The sequence below is a fragment of the Sunxiuqinia elliptica genome, from assembly GCF_900113005.1.
In the GTDB taxonomy this organism is placed as follows: Bacteria; Bacteroidota; Bacteroidia; order Bacteroidales; family Prolixibacteraceae; genus Sunxiuqinia; species Sunxiuqinia elliptica.
Genome location: NZ_FONW01000004.1, coordinates 74,435 through 95,001, shown reverse-complemented (window position 1 = coordinate 95,001; position 20,567 = coordinate 74,435). Strand labels below are relative to the sequence as shown.

Sequence of the window (20,567 nt, the reverse complement as noted above, 5' to 3'; positions counted from 1 at the left end):
TGCAATGGCAAGTCTATAAAATTGATAGGTATGAAAAATTTGTTTTCAAATACGATATTTTTGGCGATTATTGCCTGCTTACTTTGGTCCTCTGCTTTTGTTGGGGTTAAAATTGGTTTGCAGTACCATACGCCTTTTCAGTTTGCGGGGGTTCGTTTTACGCTTTCTGGACTGATGCTGATGTTGTATTTTAACCAGTATAGTAGGTATCGGAATCAATTACTCGAAAATTGGCGGTTTATTGGCTCAGTGGCTTTATTGCAAACCGTGATTCAGTACATGCTGTTTTATGCCGGATTAGACTTGCTGCCAGCCTCTATTTCAGCCTTGATTATCGGGGCTTCTCCTTTATTTATTTCCATTGTTTCGCACTTTAGTTTTCATGATGACAAGATGGATTGGATTAAGAGTATCAGCATTTTGTTGGGGGTTGTTGGTGTTGGAATTATTAGTTTCGGCCGAAGTGAGTTGCCATCAGGAGTAAAAATAAGCATTTTGGGAGTTAGTTTATTGTTGCTCAACAATGTGATCTCCGGTTTTTCCAATGTGTTGGTTGCTAAAAAGCCTGCAATGCTTTCACCTATCGTGCTTAGCTCAACTTCGCTGTTTCTTGGAGGATTGGGATTAATTGCAATCTCTATTCCTGTTGAAGGCTATGGTATTAAAGCAGTTGCTCCCGAGTATTTCGTTGCCTTGGCTTGGCTGAGCTTTTTGTCTGCAGCAGCATTCACCATTTGGTTTACTTTGCTACAACGCCCGGGAGTTAAAGTCTCAGAACTAAATACCTGGAAGTTCTTGGTTCCTGTAGCAGGCGCCATTTTAAGTTGGATCATTATGCCTGATGAGTCGCCTGACTTTGTATCGCTTTTTGGAATGCTTGTGATCGCCATGGCCTTGCTTGTTTTGAACTACTCAAACCGGAGAGCAGCAAAACGGGTTCGCTTGCAAAGTTTAAAAGCAAATTAATTCTCAAGTAAATATTGAGGTGGGGATTGCAATCACGTCCGGCTGTTGGAGAGCTGTGTGTTTTAATTGTTCTTTTCAGCTTCCAGCTTTAATTCATAAAGATTTTTCTGCATTCCATCGGTAAGCGTTTTTTGCATAAAACGAGCTAAGAAGCCTTCCAGGCTTTCCTGTACTTTTACCCGAGTCGACTTCCCTTCTCGAGACAGACTCCAGTTGTGAATAGCTTTAATCCAGAGCATATTTCCGGTCCAGCCCAGCTTCTCTGGCGTTTCAGCGGTATGGATCTTTGAATGAATACGGAAGCCCCCTGCTTTCCAATGAAAAGTTGTCCCTTCTTTTATTTCTCCTTTTATTGAGGCGTCTGTTACTTGGCTTTGCCAGTTGGGCCAGGCGTTTATGGTGCTAAGCAGTTGATAAACATTTTCAATCGGAGCGTGAATTAAAATCTGACTTTCACTGTATGCCGGCGCTTTTTGATTCACTTCAACATTCATGGTTATCAATCGTTTATTCGCGAGTTTTATAGAATCTACTGACTTATCTTTTTTTCGTTTGTAAATTGGACGTTGTTCCAAGTGAGTTGTTTACCAGCTCTCAGGACAGTCATCGCCGAGGTTAAGCAATTCAACTTTTCGGAAATCAACCGAGTGACTTTCTGCCTGTAACGAAATTGAACCACCTTTTAGCAACTTATTTCCATCGGGAGGAAGTAACTTTTGATAGGTCGCATCGCGCTCATCGAGTTGAGGTTGGGTGTATTGCATGACTAACTTCCCATCGACAAAATGCTTAATTAGTGAGTCGCCAATAACTTCAATTTCGGCAGTCACCCATTGGTCGCCATGAAAAGTTGGGGAACTGGAGTTGATGCAATGATCTAAAACCAACTTCCCATCAATGACAACATTGGTTCCCGGAGAGCACAAGTTCATGGTTGACCGTTTATCAGTGCCATTTCCTCCAAGTAGCTGGACTTCAATTGAGGTTGGGAAATCCTGATCAACCTCCATGCTTTCGGGGCTTTGACCATGAATCATAATGCCGCTGTTTCGATAAGCCCACTGCGGCCCATTGGGAGCTTGCTCTCCTACAAAACGATATTCAATACGCATTTTGTAATGCGAATAGGGATGCTTGTAAAACAGATGTCCGAATTCGCCGTTGAAGGTGTCGTATTCATCGTACCGCACTTTGAGCAAGCCATCTTCAACCCGGAAAGTATTCTTATAGTTTTCTCCTAATTCACTTCCGGTAATTTTTATTTTCCAATCTTTCAGGTCTTTCCCATTAAATAATTGGATCCATCCTTTTTCCTTTTTGGGTTGAAAAGAACACAACAAGATGAATAAAAACAAGCTGCTAATTTGAGCTAATCGTTTAAGTTGTTTGTTTGTCATTGGTCATTCTGTTTTAGTCGGAGGTGAAGTTAGTAAATTTTATATTGATATTTAATTGAAGGATAGAACTTGAATTGGAAGTTGATTAAGTTGTTTATTTATAGTGCTTTTTGAGATATTTTAACCATTTGGTTAAACTTTTTGGTTTATTTTTTTGGATTTGTTTTCCAGAAGACATACTTTTGACCATATGATTTAACCAAGTGGTTAAACCTTGTGGTCAAATCAATATTGATAAAATCAAGAAATAATGAATGCAAAAAAGGACAACACGGAAGATAAGATTTTAGATGCAGCTCAGGATGTATTTATTAAGAAAGGGATGGATGGAGCACGAATGCAAGAGATTGCGGATGAGGCTGGCATAAACAAGGCCTTATTGCATTACTATTTTCGAAGTAAAGAGAAATTATTCGATGCCATTTTTGGCCGACTGATTGGTTTGGCTTTCCCTCGAATTGGGCGAGTTCTGCAGGAAGATATTCCTTTTGTCGAGAAAGTGGAGCATGTGGTTGACACCTACATGGATTTATTGTTGAAACATCCTTATCTGCCAGCTTTTATTATCAAGGAAATGAATCGTGATCGCTCGCTATTCTTCAAACTGATTGAAAAATATGGATTCAACTTGGAGTTTCTTTTTGCGATTGTTCAGGAGGCAATGGATCGCAATGAGATTGTTCGAATGAAGCCAGAACATTTGCTAGTCAACGTAATTGGGTTGTGCGTATTTCCTTTCGCAGTCAAGCCTGTGATTAGTCATGTTGCTTTTGATGATGATAAAAAGGCGACGCAGGCATTTTACGAGGAACGTCGGGTAGAGATCAAGCGGTTTGTAATTCGGGCCATTCAAGCTTAAAGGTAGAGAACAAGTATAATAGCCAGTGAAACAAACAATTTTAAACAAATGAAAACAAGAAAACTAATAGGACTATTTCTGCTTACCATGGCTCAGCTGAGCTTTGGGCAGGAGGTTGTTCGACTGAGTGATTGTCAGCAATGGGCCAGAGAACAGCATCCGTTGCTGAAGCAAAAAGAACTCTACGAGCAAATTAAGGAGCTGAAGTTGGCAAACAACCAAACAAATTACTTTCCTCAGATTGATTTGAATGGCCAGGCAACTTATCAAACCGATGTTACCAAAGTCGGGATTAGCTTGCCAAATGTCTCCTTGCCAGAACTGGCCAAGGATCAATACAAACTGTATGCAGATGTCAAACAGTCTATTTGGGATGGTGGCTTAACCAAGGGTAATGAACTTTTGGAATTGGCCAAGAGTGAGGCCGATCAACAAGGTGTTGAGGTGGAGCTATACCGAGTACAAGAGCGGGTAAATAACACCTTTTTTGCCAGCTTTTTGATTCAGAAAAACCTGGATTTGCTAGCCAAAAAAGAAGAGACGTTGAAAGCCCGCATCGAGCAGCTTCAGGTTGCGGTGGAGCAGGGGACTTTATTATCCTCAGAGTTGGATCAGTTGTGGGCTGAGCAGGTGAAAGTGAAGCAGCAACAATTGGAACTGGAAATGCAGCGGGAAATTGCTTTGGCAACCTTAGCCATTTTAACAGGAAAAGAAGTTGGGGTGCTGTCCAATTTGGAGATGGAGTCTTTGGAGTTTAGCGCCGATCGATCATCGCATCGTCCCGAATTACAGTTGTTTGAGAAACAAACCGAGATGTTGAGTGCTTCTGCGGACTTGATTCAAAAGAAACGAAACCCAAAACTGTTTGGCTTTGGACAGCTAGGCTATGGGCGCCCGGGACTGAACATGTTAAGCGATGATTTTGACACATACGCTTTGGTGGGAGTAGGGCTAAACTGGACTGTTTTTGACTGGAAGAAAACCAAGCGGGAAAAAGAAACAATAAGCATGCAGCAACAGCTAGTTGCAACGCGACAACAGGATTTTGAACGCAATATGACCATTGCTTTAGATAGCGAATACCGAAAAATTAAACAATTAGAAGCCACACTTCAACGTGACCGGGAATTGATAGCCTTGCAGCAGCGGATAACGCAAAGTTCTGCCTCAAAGCTAGAAAACGGAACAATTACAACCTCGGATTACATTCAGGACTTGAATGCAGAGCTGTCAGCCCGGATCACGCTTGAGACACATAAAGTGCAGTTGGAAGCTGCAAAAATCAACTATCAAACCATTAAGGGAATCTAAAATCGTAAAAATAGAAAACAGATGAAACGCATAAAAAGATATCAGGTATTGGTTGGGGCTTTGCTGGCACTGACTGCTTGCCAGGGAAACAATGATTTATCAGATGCTTATGGCAATTTCGAAACAGATGAGGTAATTATTTCTTCGGAAGTTGCTGGTAAATTGGTCGATTTTGATGTAGAACTAGGAGATCAGGTAAAAAGCGGAGACTTACTTGCCTTGGTTGACACCACTCAACTGAGTTTACAAATTCATCAAATTGAAGCACAACAGCAGGCGGTATCTGTACGCCGGATTGCTGTTCAGGCGCAGGTTGATGTGCAGCAGGAACAAATCAAACACCTGCGTATCAATCAGGAACGAATTCATCGCTTGTTTAGTGATAAGGCAGCTACTCAAAAGCAGGTTGATGATGTTGATGGGCAGATGCAGGTGATGCAAAAGCAGCTGGAGAGCCTGAAAACACAGTTTGTATCGATCAATAGTGAGTTGGAAGTTCAGGACGCGCAGTTGGCTATTTTTCGTGATAAGTTGGACCAATGCCGAATTACAAGCTTGATGGATGGTGTGGTTTTGGAGAAGTACGTTGAGCTTGGCGAATTGGCTGCTCCAGGCAAGGCTGTGGTTAAGTTAGGAGATTTGGAAGAACTGGATTTGAAGGTGTATGTGAGTGGAGCACAACTTCCATCTATTCAACTGGGGCAGCAGGTTGAAGTGCTGATAGACCAGGATCGCACAGAGAATCAATCGCTGACAGGGAAGGTTAGCTGGATCTCTCCGGAGGCCGAGTTTACTCCCAAAATCATTCAAACCAAAGAGGAACGGGTTAAGCTGGTTTATGCAGTAAAAGTGAGTGTTAAAAATGATGGTCGCCTTAAAATTGGCATGCCAGGAGAAGTCAACTTTTAGTTGTCAGTTTTTCCAAGAATCAAAAGTCTGCAATCTTGGCTCTGAATAACCGAAGGCTAATATCTAACAATTTAAAGAGATGATCAAAGTTGAAAGCATATCCAAAAGCTATCAGGCAACAAAGGCTCTTAATCGTATTTCATTTGAAGTAACCCAAGGCGAGTTGTTTGGATTGATTGGCCCCGATGGAGCAGGAAAGACAAGCTTAATGCGCATCTTGATGACCTTGCTGGTTCCTGATGAGGGAAAGGCTTCGATGAGTGGTCTGGATGTTGTTCGCGACTACAAGCAGATTCGGCAGTTGGTGGGCTACATGCCCGGGCGTTTCTCCTTATACCAGGATCTGTCAGTTGAAGAAAATTTGGAGTTTTTTGCAACCGTTTTTGGAATAACGATTGCCGAAAATTATGAGCTGATCAAAGATATCTATGTTCAAATTGAACCGTTCAAAAAGCGGCTGGCAGGAAAGCTATCCGGTGGGATGAAGCAAAAGCTGGCTCTTTCCTGTGCATTGATTCACAAGCCGGAAATTTTGGTGCTGGATGAGCCCACTACCGGTGTTGATGCCGTGTCGCGAAAGGAATTTTGGGAGATGCTCAAAAAACTGCAGCAGCAGGGAATTACCATTCTGGTATCAACGCCCTACATGGACGAGGCGAGTTTGTGCGATCGGGTGGCGCTGATGCAAAAAGGAGAGGTGATGGAAATTGATTCGCCAGCTCGTATTGTTGAGAATTATACTCGTACCCTTCTGGCTGCCCGGTCTGATAATATGAACCGCTTGATTCAGGATGTGCGCAACTGGGATGAGGTTGAATCGGCCTATGCTTTTGGCCAGTTTATTCATGTAACTCCTAAGCGGAATGAGATGGAAGCTGTTGAGCTGGAAAAATTTCTGATGACGCAAAAACACGAGAAACTGCAGGTCAATGAAATTAGTCCAGGGATTGAAGATGTCTTTATGGCTCTAATGAAAGAAAAGGAGTAGTGAAGGGAGGAGGAATGCAGTTTCCAGTTGTCGGGTTGCCCAAGAGCTTAATATTTAAAATCTTGGCTCTTGGTTCTTGTCTCTTGATTCTGAAAATTTGAAAATCCGAATATCCAAAAATCTAACATTTAATGTCTATTTCCATATGAAAACTCCAGTTATATCAGTGAAAAATTTGGTTAAAAAGTTTGGCAGTTTTGTGGCCAATGACCATTTAACTTTCGATGTGTATCGAGGAGAAATATTTGGGTTCCTGGGAGCTAATGGAGCTGGGAAAACAACGGCAATGCGTATTCTGTGTGGCCTTTCTGCTCCAACTTCAGGAGAGTTGATGGTAGGTGGGTATGACGTCTATTCTCAAACTGAGCAAATTAAGCGGAATATTGGCTATATGAGCCAGAAGTTTTCGTTGTATGAAGACATGACCATTGCTGAAAATATCCGGTTTTACGGCGGGATTTATGGTTTGTCGGTGAAAGAGCGCAAAGCGAAAGAGGAAGTCCTGCTAAGTAAATTAAGCCTGCAGGGCGAACGCGATAAATTGATTGCTTCGCTTCCGCTTGGGTGGAAGCAGAAGTTGGCTTTTTCCGTGGCTTTGTTGCATGATCCTCAAATTATTTTTCTGGACGAACCTACTGGAGGAGTTGATCCAATCACGCGTCGGCAGTTTTGGGACTTTATTTACGAAGCTTCAGCCGATGGAAAGACGATTTTTGTGACTACCCACTACATGGATGAAGCGGAGTATTGCGATCGGGTTTCCATCATGGTTGATGGCCGAATTGCAGCACTGGATACTCCTGAAAAACTGAAAAAACAATTTGAGGCGGCAGATATGAACGAGGTGTTTCTGAAGCTGGCCCGAAAGGCAAAAGCGACCGAATAAATAAACTCGCAATACACCATCATCAGAGGTGTTTAGCGACTCAAAACCGAATAATTATGAACCGTTTTTGGGGATTTGTAAAGAAAGAATTTTACCACATATTTCGAGATGCTCGAACCATGATCATTCTGTTTGGTATTCCGATTGCGCAATTGCTGCTGTTCGGAACAGTTATTACCAATGAAATCAAGGATGCTCATATCGCCATCTACGATCAATCGAAGGATGAAGTAACCCAGGAAATAACCACAAAACTATTGTCTTCGGGCTATTTCGTGCTGGACCAGTATCTGGAAAGTACTGCGGATATTGAAGCGATCTTTAAGAAAGGCAAGGTAAGGGAAGTACTGGTTTTTGAGGCCGGATTTGCTCAATCTCTTGAAAAAGAAGGAAAGGCAAAGGTGCAGGTTATTGCTGATGCGTCCGATCCAAACGTAGGAAAATTGCTCGCTAATTATACCAGCGGCATTATTAATGACTACATGCTAAAGGAAATGGGCGAAATGCAGCTGCCGATGCAGATTAAGCCGGAAGTAAGGATGTATTATAATGAAGGTTTGGAATCGGTACACATGTTTGTCCCGGGGATTATGGCTATGATTCTGATGTTGATTTCTGCCATGATGACCTCGATTTCCATTACACGCGAAAAGGAGCTTGGCACCATGGAAATTCTGCTGGTGTCGCCGCTTCGTCCGGTGCAGATCATTCTGGGGAAAGTGGCTCCTTACTTAGGATTGTCGATCATCAACGCTGTGGTTATTTTATTGATTGGACATTGGGTGTTCGGAGTGCCTATTGCTGGAAGTTGGGTGTTGTTAATGCTCGAAAGTATTCTGTTTATTCTGATGGCCCTATGCCTTGGAATTTTAATTTCGACCATGGCCAAAACACAAATGGTGGCCATGTTTATTTCGATGATTGCCCTGATGTTACCAACGATTTTGTTGTCTGGTTTTATTTTTCCGATTGAGAATATGCCTGTTCCTTTGCAAATTCTTTCGCATGCCATGCCGCCCCGATGGTTTATTGTCATTTTGAAAAACATCATGTTGAAAGGGACTGGTCTGCTTTACGTTTGGAAAGAAACATTGATCCTGCTGGGAATGGCAGTACTATTTACAGCTATTGCGGTGAAGAAATTTAAAACGAGGCTGGAATAGAATATAAGTGGCCTCTGTAAGTTTGACGTTGTTTGAAAGGAGACGGAGTTGGAGTTTCTGGTTTCTGTTGTTTGGTCTCTAATTTCTGTTTTTCAATCTCAAGCTTTCAAGTTGTCTAAAAGTATACTATCTATTGTCTAAAGTCTGATGTCTATTAAAAAATGAGAACAATACGCTATATTCTTCAGAAAGAGTTTATTCAGGTATTCCGGAATAAAACCATGTTGCCTATGATTTTTGTGCTACCATTGGTGCAAATGCTCATCTTGGTTTTTGCGGCCACGTACGATTTGAGAAATGTAGATCTCTACCTGGTGAATCAAGATCAATCGGCCACTTCGCGTGAGTTGGTAGGGAAATTTGAAGCTTCTCCCTTTTTTCGGATTTATGATGCTTCATTTGATTTGAAAGATGCCGAGAGCAGCTTTAAGAAAGAAGAGGCAGAGTTTGTCATGATTATTCCTCCTGGTTTTGAGCGGGATTTAGTTCGGGAAGACGAAGCGAAGGTGGAGCTGTTAATCAATGCCATTGACGGGAATAAAGCATCGTTGATTTATTCTTACACGCTTGGGATTCTTTCTCGCTACAACAAGGAAGTAATTGCAGAATGGAAAAGCTTGCCGGAGTTTAATCCTCCTCATCGGATTGAGGTGAAAGATAGCTATTGGTTTAATCCGGAGTTGGATTATAAATGGTACATGGCGCCGGGGATTTTAGCCATCTTAGTCACCATCATTGGAATGTTTCTTTCGGGGATGAACCTGGTTCGCGAGAAGGAAATAGGCACTATTGAGCAGCTGAATGTGACGCCTATCAAAAAGTATCAATTCATTCTCGGGAAGTTATTACCATTTCTGGTTATTGCCTTGTTTGATTTGGCTTTTGGGTTAATTATAGCACGCTTGGTATTCGATTTGCCCATTGTTGGAAGTTTGCCTTTGCTCTTTGGCTTTGCAGCTCTGTATTTGGTAGGTGTTTTGGGCTTGGGGTTGTTTATTTCAACGGTCACCGAAACACAACAGCAGGTCATGTTCATCACCTTTTTCTTTATGATGATTTTTATCCTGATGGGAGGAATTTTCACCCCGGTAGAGAGCATGCCTGAATGGGCTCAGTGGTTAGATCGCATCAATCCGATTTATTATTTTATGCGAATAATGCGGATGGTTGTCTTGAAAGGTTCAGGCTTTTTCGACCTTTGGGAAGAGTTTGCCTCGCTAACAGTTATCGGAACTGTTTTCCTTGGTCTGGCCATCTGGCGCTATCGGAAAACAGCCAGTTAAACATTTTACTGGCTCACCAAATCGCAAACTTCAGCTTGGGTAACATCAATGAGGTGTTGAGGCTGAAGTTTAACTTGCATTCCGCGTTTGCCGGCACTGATGTAAATCGTTTCGTGGTCAAGACAGCTTTCATGGATGAAGATCGGATAGGGCTTTTTCAGTCCTACGGGAGAGCAACCTCCGCGGATGTATCCGGTTAGGGGGAGTAGTTCTTTCATTGCAACCATTTCGGCCTTTTTATTGCCCGAAACTTTAGCCGCCTTTTTCAGATCAACTTCTGCATGTCCCGGAATTACAGCGACGAAAATACCCGTGTTGGTTCCTCTTAATACCAGTGTTTTAAAAATCTGGTTGATGTTTTGTCCCAACTTCTCAGCTAATGTTGTTGCGCTCAAATCAGATTCATCAACTTCGTAGGCAATCAGTTCGTAAGGCATTTTGTGGTTATCTAGAATCCGTACGGCATTTGTTTTTTTCATTCGTTTGTGATTTTGTAATTACCGGTTAATGAGTTAACTGAAGAATTCAAACTCATGGAACCGCTTCGCTCTTGCATAATTTTTTAAATCATACTCCTTGGTGATTTAATGATGAATAAAATTATGCTCGTTTCATCTTCTTAAAATTGAATGGTGCAAATGTTAGAAAAAAATGTAGGGTAGCCAAATCAAAATAAGCCGGAAGACAAAGGGCTTCCGGCTTATTTGGGTGTGGTTTAAAACTCGATTTCACGGGTCCATTGGGCTCCGCTAATATCAGTTAGTTGCAGGTTATATTTCCCCGATTTTAATTGATTCTGATTGGGTATATTAAGATTGATGGTTGCCTTACTTCCTAATGGAATAATCAGGCTATGTGCTCCCGGTTTCACTTTGGCGACATAAGCGTTTTCAATTTGTTGCGTTGAAAGCTTAGCCAGCTGTTCGCCATTGTAATCTATGAGTTTTTCCCCTTGAGCATTGGTCAGGCTTATTCCAATCAGGAATGAACCGTAAACATCAACTCCTTCAACCCGGTGAACGGTAAATTGAAGTTGATTTTGTTGAATTTCGGCGTGTTGAATTTCCACTTTAGGTTTTACGGACTTGTTGTGCAGTGTTCCCCATAATCCACCATGGAAATACTGGTTGGTAAACAAGCTGATACCTAAAATAGCCATGGCTCCACCAAAGGCAAATTTCTTCAGTTTGTCGGCAGGAATTGGAAGTACGCCTGACCCAATCCAGCTAAACCATCGCTTTTGAGTTATTGGATACGATTTGTTGTAAAGCCAGTGGTCAATGGAATAATGGGAGCTTCCGGTTAGAAACAGGACAAACCCGCCAGCAATTCCTAAGATTCCAATTTGCCATTCATCGAGGCAGGTGGTGCCGATCCAGCCTGATCCTAGCAGAATTCCCATGGCCAGACCAAATACACCAATACTCATCAGACGGGTAAATAGTCCAAACATCAGAAGCAGACCGACAATCCCCTCAATAATGGTGAAGGCGGCCATGGCCCACCAAAGCATATCCGGGTTGCTTACCAGGTACTCAATAATTGGTTTGATGCCGAGTGCATTCGGTAAAAAATGATTGAACTTTTCTCCAATGTAACCGGCTACTTCCGGATCAAGTTTATTGGCTAAAAATAAACGTCGCCAGAAGGCGGAAAAGTAGGTCCATCCTATCACTAAACGTATAGCTAAAGTTGCGAGACCTGCCAAGTTGTATGCAGGTAATTCATGGGTGTTTTTATTGATTGAATTCATGATTTTGTTCTTTCTCTAAATGAATAAATTGTACAATCAAACAAGGCTTGGATTGAGCTTGATGGAAGCTTGCTTTCCTCAAAAAAGCAAATCAAAATATTGGTGTTTGAAATTATCCAAAGCACTTGTTGATTAGGGGTTTAAAATGAAAAAAGATGTGTTGAGTTGATAAACTCGTTGTGCGGAGCTTATTAGCTCAGGATTTTCATTTTTCGGTACAAAATATAAAGAGAGAGTGATTTTCCTGACTTTCGTTCGTCTTCGGCAGCCTGATTAAAGTTTTGTGAGGTAATTGGCTGGTTGATCGTTGCAGTGAAATCACCTTCCAAAGAATCGAATGAAAATGTTGCTTGGGCCACATTTTTGGTGGCCTGATCTTGGGTGTAATCAACACAAGAGTTGGCTTGATTTAAGCTTGTTTTGTTCGGATTGAGCGTTTCAGAAAGTGGAACGTCCAATAAATGCTGAACAGAATGACGAACTGTACATGATGCTGTAAGCACAAGAAAAATCAACAAAAGGTGAGGCGCTTTCAAAGAGCCCAACTTTTGAAAAAGATTTTGCTTTGTTGGATATGCTTTCGTCATGTTCAATCGAATTGCCAATTTAAAAAGAGTGTAACAGTTATCCCCCCATAAAATGTTCACCAGGGAAATACGTGTACAAACGTATTGAAAAAAACAGAATTTCAAAAAAGGAGCTGTAAATGCCTCCTTGTATGGTGTGCAACAGGCGATAGTTGCATGACTATAAAACCGATTTTTCGTATCTTAAAGAGTAATGCGTTAAGAGCTGTTACATGAAAAATAACAATAAGGAGAAAACGAAAATGGTCACATCAAAGATTCAGCAGCTGGATAAAATTGCAATTAATGTCAAATCACATCGTCTGGTAAAACGACTTCTTCGAGAAAATCCGCGTTTGGAAGAAATTATGAAGAGCTCGAAGAATGAGACGGAAGCATTGGTTGGTGTGCGTAATTGGGTTTTATTGCGACTGAAGCAAAAACCTGATGCTTACAATTACTATATCCGAAATGGGAAAAAGGTCTCGCTTCAACACTTGAGTTGGGAAGATTATGCGGCTATTCGTATTCTGGATTACATTGATTTTGCGGGACATGAATTTCCTGACTTGAATTTGCATGGAGAAATTGCTGTGAGCAACCCAATAAAGATGATTTGGCTGGCAGTTACCGAGGGTACGGGAGGCGCCAAACCTTATTTTTTTGAAGACATGCTCGAATTGTTTCGACAGTATCGGGGAGAGCAAACACCAAAACAGCCTGGTCGAAGGCAGATTGAGGAGTGGATGGAGCGTTACCCATCCGGCTTGGATGAGCGAATTGTGAAGCTGCGCGAAGAGAATCGAGAGCGTATTATTGGAGTAATTATTAAACTTATTGATACGGAGAAAATTAAAAGCGTTCGATTTAGTTTCGGAGAAAACTGGTCTTATCAGAAGAAGTATAACAAAGTGCTGAGTTGGTGGAGTGATCATCGTTTTCATCTCAAATTTGCCGTTCGAAGTCCCGAGTTACTCAACGAGATGTTGGGCAATTCACTCGATCCGGATACGATGAAAATCTTGTATGATGCTCGTGATGCAGGAATTCCATTTTTTGTCAATCCCTATTATCTTTCGTTGTTGCATGTTCGTGTGCCTTATTTTGCCATTGGTGCTGATCTGGCCATTCGCGATTACATCATCTATTCACGTCAGCTGGTGAATGAGTTTGGGCGTATTTCGGCCTGGGAAAAGGAGGATTTGGTTAAGCCCGGAGAGCCGAATGCTGCGGGATGGTTGTTGCCATCTTCTCATCATATTCATCGGCGTTATCCAGAGGTGGCTATTTTGATTCCGGATACTGCCGGGAGAACCTGTGGTGGGCTTTGCACTTCATGCCAACGGATGTTTGACTTTCAACGAGGGCACTTAAATTTTGATTTGGAAAAACTTCGCCCAAAAAGAAACTGGCATGAGCAGTTAGTCCATTTGATGGAATATTTTGAGAATGATTCGCAATTGCGCGACATCTTGATTACGGGAGGGGATGCCTTGATGAGTGCCGATCAATCTTTGAAAAATATTTTGGATGCCGTGTTCGATATGGCCATGCGCAAGCGCGAAGCTAACAAAAAAAGGCGCGAAGGAGAGAAGTATGCTGAGATTGTCCGGGTAAGGTTGGGAACACGCCTGCCAATTTACCTGCCCCAACGCATAACCCCAGAGCTCATTCGTATTTTAGCAGCGTTTAAATCGAAAGCCTTGAAAGTTGGCATTCGGCAGTTTGTTATTCAAACCCATGTTGAATCGCCCATGGAAATAACTCCTGAAGCAAAAAGCAGTATTGAACAATTACTTTCAGCAGGATGGATTGTAACAAATCAATTGGTTTTTACTGCTGCAGCTTCGAGGCGAGGGCATAGTTGTAAACTGCGTCAGGTATTGAATGAAGTAGGCGTGTTGCCCTATTACACCTTCACGGTAAAGGGCTATATGGAAAACAACCACAATTTCGCCGTTAATGCACGTTCGTTGCAAGAGCAGAATGAGGAGAAAGTCTTGGGTGAAATTCCGAAAACTTATTATGATGAAATTCGTGAATTTCCTAAGCATACTCCTCAAATGGTTGAGCAAATTGCTGACCTGCAGGAAAGGGGGGGCTTGCCGTTTTTGGCAACCGACCGAAATGTGCTTAACCTTCCCGGGGTAGGAAAGAGCTTATCGTTTCGAGTGATTGGAATTACTCGCTATGGGCGGCGTATTTTACGCTTTGAGCACGATCCTACACGCAGGCACAGTCCAATCATCAATAAAATGGGAAAAGTGATTATTATTGAGTCCAAATCAATTAGTGAATATTTGGCGCAGCTGGAGAGCATGGGAGAAGACATTCGTGAATACGAAGGAATCTATGGCTATTCTATTGGAGAAACAGAACCACGGATGCCTATTTATGAGTACCCGACTTATCCTTTCTCTGTTACTACAGAAATGACCAATCTTGATGTTGACTAATGTCTAGAGTGGCCCGTTTAGGATGGCGTAAGCCATCGCAAGTTTAAGCCGATAAAAAGAGTAGCTGGCACCGCTAACAGCATCAATTGCTTCTGCATTTTGAGTTTGAATCAATGCTTTTTCGTAGATCGGGTAGGCGATTGCTGGAGTGGTTCCCGATACACTCATTTTTTTACAGTAGGTCGTGTCGTCTTGTTTGCCTTTTCCCAATTTGTGAACCTCATCGTAATCAACGGAAATGAGCTCGCCTTCTTTTATCTCAAATGTTACCTCATGTTTGTAGTTGTAGTCATCATAAGGCGATTCTCCATGGTAATGTCCATCAGGGAGTTTAAAACTGGTTAAAGGTAATTTCAATGCTGTCATTATTTTTGCATAGTGAACCTTGACTGAATCGATTGAAGAGCGCTCAATAATCAGATGGAGCCTGTCGAGTTGTTGGATTTGTTCACTGGAGGGATGTTGTTGGGCAAATAGATTTAAGCTGAGTCCACAAAATAGGATTGCGAGTAAAGATGGTTTCATTATTTCGATTTTTAGTTTTTCCCCTAAAAGACAGTTGGAGTCCACTTTACCCTTAATTATCTGATTGGAAATCATGGGGCATTTTCAAAATCAAAAGGCTGTTTCTTAGCAATCGAATAATAAATGATTTATATTTGTGTGCGCAAACATTTTGCGTACTTCGATGTTTATATTCTAATTTCGAGGGGCATTGATTGTAGAAAAAGAAGAGTGAGAGCCCCTGGGATTATTCGAAAAAATAAGTTTTACATGCCAGATTTTAAAAACGTTAGGATAAAAGATATTGCTGAGATGGCGGGAGTTTCAGTGGCTACGGTTGACCGCGTTTTGCACAAACGTGGGAAAATATCGGAGAAGGCCCTGAAAAAGGTGATGGACGCGTTGGAAAAAACAGGCTATAAACCCAACCTGATTGCCAGTACATTGGGATCGAATAAGAAGTATAAGATTGCAACCCTTATTCCGAATCCGGTACTTGATGATTATTGGAATCAATCATGCTCCGGGGTTTTCAATGCGCAGGAAGATTGGGAACAATACAATGTTCATATTGAGTCGTTCTATTTCAATTTGCATGAGCGAGATTCGTTTAAGAAGGTCGCAGAGCAAGTTTTGAATTTTGAACCAGATGGCATTTTGATTGCTCCGATTTTCCATCAGGAGGCCAATGCATTTTTCGAAACGTTGGATGAGCGGAAGATTCCATACGTTCTTTTTAATACCAATATTCCAGAGGCTAAGCCGCTGTGTTTCATCGGACAGGATCTGTATCAAAGTGGTCGGGTTTGTGCCGAAATGCTGACTGCCCGAATAAAAAGACCTGGGAATGTTGCCGTATTGCATATTAACGAGGATATTCAGAATGCCGTGCACTTAAGTGAAAAGGAGCGTGGTTTTCGTGACTTTTTTAAAGATAATCGAATGGATGATTACAACATCATTCGGTTTGAGTTTGAGAATTATAGCGAATCTGCTTTTAGCAGGGAGCTGTTGGATGTCATTGTTCAGAATCAACTTGAAGGGATTTTTGTATCAACTTCAAAAGGAACGCACCTAACAGCTTCAGTCATTGATAAAGCGGGGAAAAGAGATATTGGATTGGTTGGGTATGACTTGCTAAAAGATAATATACATTATATGTATGAGAGGGTGATTAATTATTTGATCAATCAGAACCCAAGAAAACAAGCCTTTTTAGGTATTAGTTACTTGGTAAATTACTTGTTGTTCAAGAAAATGCCGCCAGCAACGGTGTTGTTCCCTTTAGAGGTCGTTTCAAGAGAAAACATTAAGTCTTACCTCAATTCTGGATTGAATTAAAATGAAGAATTATGCTTGCAAGTAGTAACAAAAAGGGCTGTTGGCTTGTTTATGAGAAAGTGGTTTGTTTGAGTTCGGGTTTAACTGGTTGTGTGGAATGACAATGAAACAATAAACAGCAGAGTTTGATAATAAGCAAAAATAGTTATAAGTAATTGTATTTCTGATGAAAAATAAGCGAGATTATGAAGCGCAAGTACGGATACTTAAGGATAAATGATATTTTGTGTGCGCGGGCACATTTTTCGGTTAAATAAAGCTGCTTTTGCAAAAAATATCCTTAGTTTTGAAGGAGAAAATATAAAAAATACCAACCAAAATTCTGATATTAAAATTATTATAAAATGACTAAGACGTTTAACTACATCGAAAGGACAGTTGAAAAACTCCCTGTTCAAATTTTGGAGAATCAACAAGAAGGTGCAGTCCTCATTGCTGGTTTGATTGCTGACTTAATTAAAGAGAAGCAAGCAAACAATGAGATGGCTGTTTTGGGTTTAGCTACAGGCTCTTCACCCATTAAAATATATCGGGAGTTGGTTCGAATGCACAAAGAAGAAGGTTTAAGCTTTCAAAATGTGATTACGTTTAACTTGGATGAATACTATCCAATGGACCCAGCTAGCAACAAGAGCTATGTTCACTTTATGCACGAGAACTTGTTCAATCATATTGACATTAAACCTGAGAATGTGAACATTCCGGATGGAACAGTGGCCATTGATCAAGTGGCTGAGTTTTGTGCTGCTTATGAAGAAAAGATTCTAGCAGCAGGTGGAATCGATATCCAAATTTTGGGTATTGGTCGTTCAGGCCACATTGGTTTTAATGAGCCTGGATCAACTGCTAACTCGACAACACGCTTGGTGAAATTGGATGGCATTACAATCCGTGATGCGATCAAAGATTTTGGAAGCGAAGAAGCTGTCCCTCACCGTGCCATTACAATGGGAATCGAAACCATTTTGAGCGCGCGTAAAATTATTTTAGCTGGATGGGGAAAAAGTAAATCAGCAATTCTGAAAGCAATGATTGAAGGACCAGTATCAAGCGATGTTCCTGCTTCATTCCTGCAATTGCACAATGATGTTTCGGTTTATGTTGATGAACCGGCAGTTTCTGAATTTACCCGTACAAAAGCTCCTTGGTTAGTTGGTGTATGCGAGTGGACTCCACGTATGGTAAGACGTGCTGTTATTTGGTTGAGCCAAAAAACTCAAAAGCCAATTTTGAAATTAACCAATGACGACTATAAAAAAGAAGGTCTTCGCGACTTGCTTGCACAGTATGGCGGTGCTTACGATTTGAACATTAAGATTTTTAGCGAGATCCGTGATACGATTACTGGATGGCCAGGTGGGAAACCCGGAGCAACTGAAAAAACACGTCCAGAGCGTCCAGTGCCAGCGGTAAAACGTTCATTGATTTTCAGCCCTCACCCTGATGATGACGTAATTTCAATGGGTGGAACTTTGTTGCGTTTGGTTGATCAAAAGCACGATGTTCACGTGGCTTATCAAACATCTGGAAACATTGCTGTGTTTGATGACGATGCTATTCGTTTCTCTCAATTTGCCATTGATTTGTTGGAAAGCCAAGGTGAAAAAGGAAGCAAGTTGCATCAGTCACACGTTGAGTTGATCGACTTCTTGAAAAATAAAAAGCCAGGTGATATTGATACTCCGTTTGTGAAAAACGTAAAAGGCTTGATTCGGAGAGGAGAGGCTGCTGCTGCATGTCGTTTCAGTGGAGTGAAAGAAGACAATGTGCATTTCTTGAACTTGCCATTCTATGAAACTGGTCAGGTTGAAAAAGGACCGGTAAGTGATGCCGATGTTCAAATTGTGGTTGACTTGCTGCGTGCCGTAAAACCTCACCAAATTTTTGCTGCAGGTGACTTGCAGGATCCACACGGAACACACGAAGTATGCTTGCAAATTATTTTTAAAGCATTCCGTAAGTTGCGCGAAGCAGGCGAGGAGTGGACCAACGATTGCTACACTTGGTTGTACCGTGGTGCATGGCAAGAGTGGGATGTTGAAGACATCGAAATGGCCGTTCCAATTAGCCCGGATGAATTGATGCGTAAGCGTAAAGCAATCTTCAAGCACCAGTCACAGAAAGACGAGCCTGTTTTCCCAGGTGAAGACAAACGTGAGTTCTGGCAACGTGCCGAAGATCGTAACCGCGAAACTGCGAAAATCTATGACGAACTAGGTTTGGTTGAGTATGAAGCTATCGAAGCTTTCGTACGTTACCCATTCGAAGACGAAGAATCTTTCTTGAAATAGGAAAGTTCACAACAGGAAAGTTAACAACGACTAATATACCTTTGAAAACTCCAGCAGTTGCATCTTATGAGGTGACTGACTGGAGTTTTTTTTTATAAAAAGAAAAGGAGTGCGCGGTGAAATAGGGGAGAGAATAAAATCAGGTCGCCAATTTTAAAGAATAAAGGTAATAGTTGGCAACAGCCTCCGTTAAGTTTAGAGTGTTCCTTTCTTTTTTATATTTTTGAGTCGCTAAAAATTGATACTATGTTGAATAAATTCCAAAGACTGTTGTCATTACTGCTTTGTGTCGTTGCTATGCCTGTTGTTGCTCAGCAGGTTCCTTTGAATGCGGAAAGTCAAACACGTTTGGTCGTTGTGTTGAATGTAGAGCAAATGCGAACCGATTACATCAGTCGTTTTTGGAATCAATTTCAGGAAGGTGGATTTAAGCGATTGGTAAATGATGGAATGGTCTGCGAAAATGCCTCAATGGACCTACATATTCAAAAAACTGTGACCGGGGTGCCAACCCTTTTTACAGGAGTGTATCCATCGCGTCATGGGATTGTGAATGATAGCTGGTACGATCGTTTGAGGCAAAATGATGTGGATGCCTTAAGGGATGACTATTTCATGACAGTTGGAAGTGACTCCAAAGAAGGTCAGTTGTCGGCAGTAAAACTATTGAGCCCAACTATTGGTGATGTTTTGAAACTCAGTAGCCAGAATCAATCCAAGGTGTTTTCCGTTGCATTAAATGCCAACAGTGCTGTTTTTTCTGCAGGGCACTCGGCTGATGGAGCCTATTGGATGGATGAGCAAACAGGAAACATGATTAGCAGTTCGTATTTTGTGGACCAGTTCCCGGATTGGGTCCGAACATTCAACGATAAGGGGTTTGCCGAAATGTATGTCAACAGGGACTGGGAAACCTTATTGCCATCAACGAGCTATACTGAAAGCCTGGCTGATGATTATGTGTTGGAACCTGGATACTATGAAAAATGGAATACGCTTCCCTACAATTTGAGCAAATTAAAGAGTCGCGCCGGAAGTTATAAAATACTGAAGACGACTCCTTTTGGAAATACGATGGTCAAAGACTTTGCTTTGGCTTTAATTGAAGCTGAAGAACTAGGACAGGATCATACTCCGGACTTGCTTGCGGTTAATTTTTCGTCGATGGACTATGAGCAAGGTGCTTTTAATCCTCACTCGGTGGAAATTCAGGACTTGTACTTGCGTTTGGATCGGAATATTGAGCACTTACTGAACTATCTTGATAAGGAAGTTGGAAGAGATCAATACCTGGTGGTTCTTAGCTCGGCCTGTTCTACTGGATATCCGGTGAACTACCTCAAAGAAGAGTTTAACATGCCCGTTGGTTTTGTTGCTCCAGAGCGGATGGTAGCTCTGCTAAAATCTTACCTGAACATCAGCTATGGGCAAGGGGAGTGGGTTGAGTTTATTGGTGATCAGCAGATTTACTTGAATCGTGATTTGATTGAGAAAGAAGACTTGGAACTGGAACGAGTGCAAGAAAAAGCAGCCGCCTTTATCAACCAGTTTGAAGGAGTGAAATTGGCCTTGCCGGCAATTAGTTTTGAGCAGGGAGATTACATGAAAAGCCAGTTGGCTGTTATTGCAAATTCATTCAACTTTAAACGTTCTGGCGATATTCTGTATGCCTTGGAAGATGGCTGGCAGCCTGAATATAAATACAAGCGTACGATATATAATGACAATTCGCGAATTCCTTTAGTTTGGTATGGAAAGGGAGTCGGTAAAGGAAGTACGTTAAAGCAAGTGGAAGCAGTTGATATGGTGCCAACTATTTTATACAGTTTAGGAATGGGAATTCCAAAACACTGCACGGGGCGCATTATCGAGGACGTTTTACAGGGCAATTAAA

Annotated in this window: 18 protein-coding genes; 12 read left to right on the top strand and 6 right to left on the bottom strand. The window is 41.6% G+C overall.

Annotated features, from left to right (window positions below; translation table 11 throughout):
- Window positions 1–30 precede the first annotated feature (30 nt).
- Entirely contained in the window at window positions 31–966 is a 936-nt protein-coding gene (locus BM156_RS10180; protein WP_093919767.1) for a DMT family transporter, read from the top strand.
- Window positions 967–1,028: 62 nt separating this feature from the next.
- On the opposite strand, the gene BM156_RS10175 is transcribed toward BM156_RS10180, so the two are convergent.
- Together BM156_RS10175 and BM156_RS10170 are read right to left on the bottom strand one after the other, a co-directional pair.
- The gene (locus BM156_RS10175) at window positions 1,029–1,460 is read right to left on the bottom strand and encodes an SRPBCC family protein (protein WP_093919766.1); all 432 of its coding nucleotides are present in this window, start codon (window positions 1,458–1,460) and stop codon (window positions 1,029–1,031) included.
- A gap of 90 nt (window positions 1,461–1,550) precedes the next feature.
- Window positions 1,551–2,363: a 3-keto-disaccharide hydrolase gene (locus tag BM156_RS10170; protein WP_093919765.1), complete on the bottom strand. Its 813-nt coding sequence runs from the start codon at window positions 2,361–2,363 to the stop codon at window positions 1,551–1,553.
- A gap of 250 nt (window positions 2,364–2,613) precedes the next feature.
- Here BM156_RS10170 and BM156_RS10165 point away from each other — a divergent pair, with 250 nt between their 5' ends.
- From BM156_RS10165 to BM156_RS10135, 7 genes are all read left to right on the top strand, one after another.
- Window positions 2,614–3,222, top strand: coding sequence for a TetR/AcrR family transcriptional regulator (locus BM156_RS10165; RefSeq protein WP_093919764.1), 609 nt, complete (start codon window positions 2,614–2,616; stop codon window positions 3,220–3,222).
- A 48-nt stretch (window positions 3,223–3,270) separates the two neighbouring features.
- Window positions 3,271–4,533, top strand: a complete 1,263-nt coding sequence (locus tag BM156_RS10160; protein ID WP_093919763.1) for a TolC family protein — start codon at window positions 3,271–3,273, stop codon at window positions 4,531–4,533.
- Window positions 4,534–4,554: 21 nt separating this feature from the next.
- Window positions 4,555–5,442, top strand: a complete 888-nt coding sequence (locus tag BM156_RS10155) for an HlyD family secretion protein (protein ID WP_093919762.1) — start codon at window positions 4,555–4,557, stop codon at window positions 5,440–5,442.
- Window positions 5,443–5,521: 79 nt separating this feature from the next.
- Window positions 5,522–6,430: an ABC transporter ATP-binding protein gene (locus BM156_RS10150; protein ID WP_093919761.1), complete on the top strand. Its 909-nt coding sequence runs from the start codon at window positions 5,522–5,524 to the stop codon at window positions 6,428–6,430.
- Window positions 6,431–6,575: 145 nt separating this feature from the next.
- Entirely contained in the window at window positions 6,576–7,316 is a 741-nt protein-coding gene (locus BM156_RS10145) for an ABC transporter ATP-binding protein (protein ID WP_093919760.1), read from the top strand.
- A gap of 56 nt (window positions 7,317–7,372) precedes the next feature.
- Window positions 7,373–8,479: an ABC transporter permease gene (locus tag BM156_RS10140; RefSeq protein WP_093919759.1), complete on the top strand. Its 1,107-nt coding sequence runs from the start codon at window positions 7,373–7,375 to the stop codon at window positions 8,477–8,479.
- A gap of 161 nt (window positions 8,480–8,640) precedes the next feature.
- A complete protein-coding gene (locus BM156_RS10135; RefSeq protein ID WP_093919758.1) occupies window positions 8,641–9,762 on the top strand; it encodes an ABC transporter permease in 1,122 nt (373 codons plus the stop codon).
- Window positions 9,763–9,767: 5 nt separating this feature from the next.
- Here the strand turns inward: BM156_RS10135 and ybaK are convergent, their stop codons facing one another.
- From ybaK to BM156_RS10120, 3 genes are all read right to left on the bottom strand, one after another.
- Window positions 9,768–10,241 carry a Cys-tRNA(Pro) deacylase gene (gene ybaK, locus BM156_RS10130; RefSeq protein ID WP_093919757.1) on the bottom strand — a complete coding sequence of 158 codons (474 nt, stop codon included), beginning with the start codon at window positions 10,239–10,241 and terminating at the stop codon, window positions 9,768–9,770.
- 236 nt (window positions 10,242–10,477) lie between these two features.
- Entirely contained in the window at window positions 10,478–11,515 is a 1,038-nt protein-coding gene (locus BM156_RS10125; protein WP_093919756.1) for a TQO small subunit DoxD, read from the bottom strand.
- A 191-nt stretch (window positions 11,516–11,706) separates the two neighbouring features.
- The gene (locus BM156_RS10120; RefSeq protein WP_093919755.1) at window positions 11,707–12,102 is read right to left on the bottom strand and encodes a hypothetical protein; all 396 of its coding nucleotides are present in this window, start codon (window positions 12,100–12,102) and stop codon (window positions 11,707–11,709) included.
- Between the two features lie 212 nt (window positions 12,103–12,314).
- On the opposite strand from BM156_RS10120, the gene BM156_RS10115 reads away from it, so the two are divergent.
- Window positions 12,315–14,537, top strand: coding sequence for a KamA family radical SAM protein (locus BM156_RS10115; RefSeq protein WP_093919754.1), 2,223 nt, complete (start codon window positions 12,315–12,317; stop codon window positions 14,535–14,537).
- Window positions 14,538–14,540: 3 nt separating this feature from the next.
- On the opposite strand, the gene BM156_RS10110 is transcribed toward BM156_RS10115, so the two are convergent.
- Complete coding sequence (locus tag BM156_RS10110) at window positions 14,541–14,903, bottom strand: hypothetical protein (protein ID WP_170846927.1); 363 nt, start codon at window positions 14,901–14,903, stop codon at window positions 14,541–14,543.
- 408 nt (window positions 14,904–15,311) lie between these two features.
- Between BM156_RS10110 and BM156_RS10105 the strand changes: the two genes are divergently transcribed.
- From BM156_RS10105 to BM156_RS10095, 3 genes are all read left to right on the top strand, one after another.
- On the top strand, window positions 15,312–16,382 hold the full coding sequence (locus BM156_RS10105; RefSeq protein ID WP_170846926.1) for a LacI family DNA-binding transcriptional regulator: 1,071 nt from the start codon (window positions 15,312–15,314) through the stop codon (window positions 16,380–16,382).
- 344 nt (window positions 16,383–16,726) lie between these two features.
- Complete coding sequence (nagB, locus tag BM156_RS10100; protein ID WP_093919751.1) at window positions 16,727–18,673, top strand: glucosamine-6-phosphate deaminase; 1,947 nt, start codon at window positions 16,727–16,729, stop codon at window positions 18,671–18,673.
- A gap of 246 nt (window positions 18,674–18,919) precedes the next feature.
- A complete protein-coding gene (locus BM156_RS10095) occupies window positions 18,920–20,566 on the top strand; it encodes an alkaline phosphatase family protein (RefSeq protein WP_093919750.1) in 1,647 nt (548 codons plus the stop codon).
- Window position 20,567: the final 1 nt, after the last annotated feature.

Coding starts and splice junctions, on each gene's coding strand:
- BM156_RS10180 (WP_093919767.1), top strand. CDS start 31: ATGAAAAATTTGTTTTCAAATACGATATTTTTGGCGATTATTGCCTGC.
- BM156_RS10175 (WP_093919766.1), bottom strand. CDS start 1,460: ATGAATGTTGAAGTGAATCAAAAAGCGCCGGCATACAGTGAAAGTCAG.
- BM156_RS10170 (WP_093919765.1), bottom strand. CDS start 2,363: ATGACAAACAAACAACTTAAACGATTAGCTCAAATTAGCAGCTTGTTT.
- BM156_RS10165 (WP_093919764.1), top strand. CDS start 2,614: ATGAATGCAAAAAAGGACAACACGGAAGATAAGATTTTAGATGCAGCT.
- BM156_RS10160 (WP_093919763.1), top strand. CDS start 3,271: ATGAAAACAAGAAAACTAATAGGACTATTTCTGCTTACCATGGCTCAG.
- BM156_RS10155 (WP_093919762.1), top strand. CDS start 4,555: ATGAAACGCATAAAAAGATATCAGGTATTGGTTGGGGCTTTGCTGGCA.
- BM156_RS10150 (WP_093919761.1), top strand. CDS start 5,522: ATGATCAAAGTTGAAAGCATATCCAAAAGCTATCAGGCAACAAAGGCT.
- BM156_RS10145 (WP_093919760.1), top strand. CDS start 6,576: ATGAAAACTCCAGTTATATCAGTGAAAAATTTGGTTAAAAAGTTTGGC.
- BM156_RS10140 (WP_093919759.1), top strand. CDS start 7,373: ATGAACCGTTTTTGGGGATTTGTAAAGAAAGAATTTTACCACATATTT.
- BM156_RS10135 (WP_093919758.1), top strand. CDS start 8,641: ATGAGAACAATACGCTATATTCTTCAGAAAGAGTTTATTCAGGTATTC.
- ybaK (WP_093919757.1), bottom strand. CDS start 10,241: ATGAAAAAAACAAATGCCGTACGGATTCTAGATAACCACAAAATGCCT.
- BM156_RS10125 (WP_093919756.1), bottom strand. CDS start 11,515: ATGAATTCAATCAATAAAAACACCCATGAATTACCTGCATACAACTTG.
- BM156_RS10120 (WP_093919755.1), bottom strand. CDS start 12,102: ATGACGAAAGCATATCCAACAAAGCAAAATCTTTTTCAAAAGTTGGGC.
- BM156_RS10115 (WP_093919754.1), top strand. CDS start 12,315: ATGAAAAATAACAATAAGGAGAAAACGAAAATGGTCACATCAAAGATT.
- BM156_RS10110 (WP_170846927.1), bottom strand. CDS start 14,903: ATGACAGCATTGAAATTACCTTTAACCAGTTTTAAACTCCCTGATGGA.
- BM156_RS10105 (WP_170846926.1), top strand. CDS start 15,312: ATGCCAGATTTTAAAAACGTTAGGATAAAAGATATTGCTGAGATGGCG.
- nagB (WP_093919751.1), top strand. CDS start 16,727: ATGACTAAGACGTTTAACTACATCGAAAGGACAGTTGAAAAACTCCCT.
- BM156_RS10095 (WP_093919750.1), top strand. CDS start 18,920: ATGTTGAATAAATTCCAAAGACTGTTGTCATTACTGCTTTGTGTCGTT.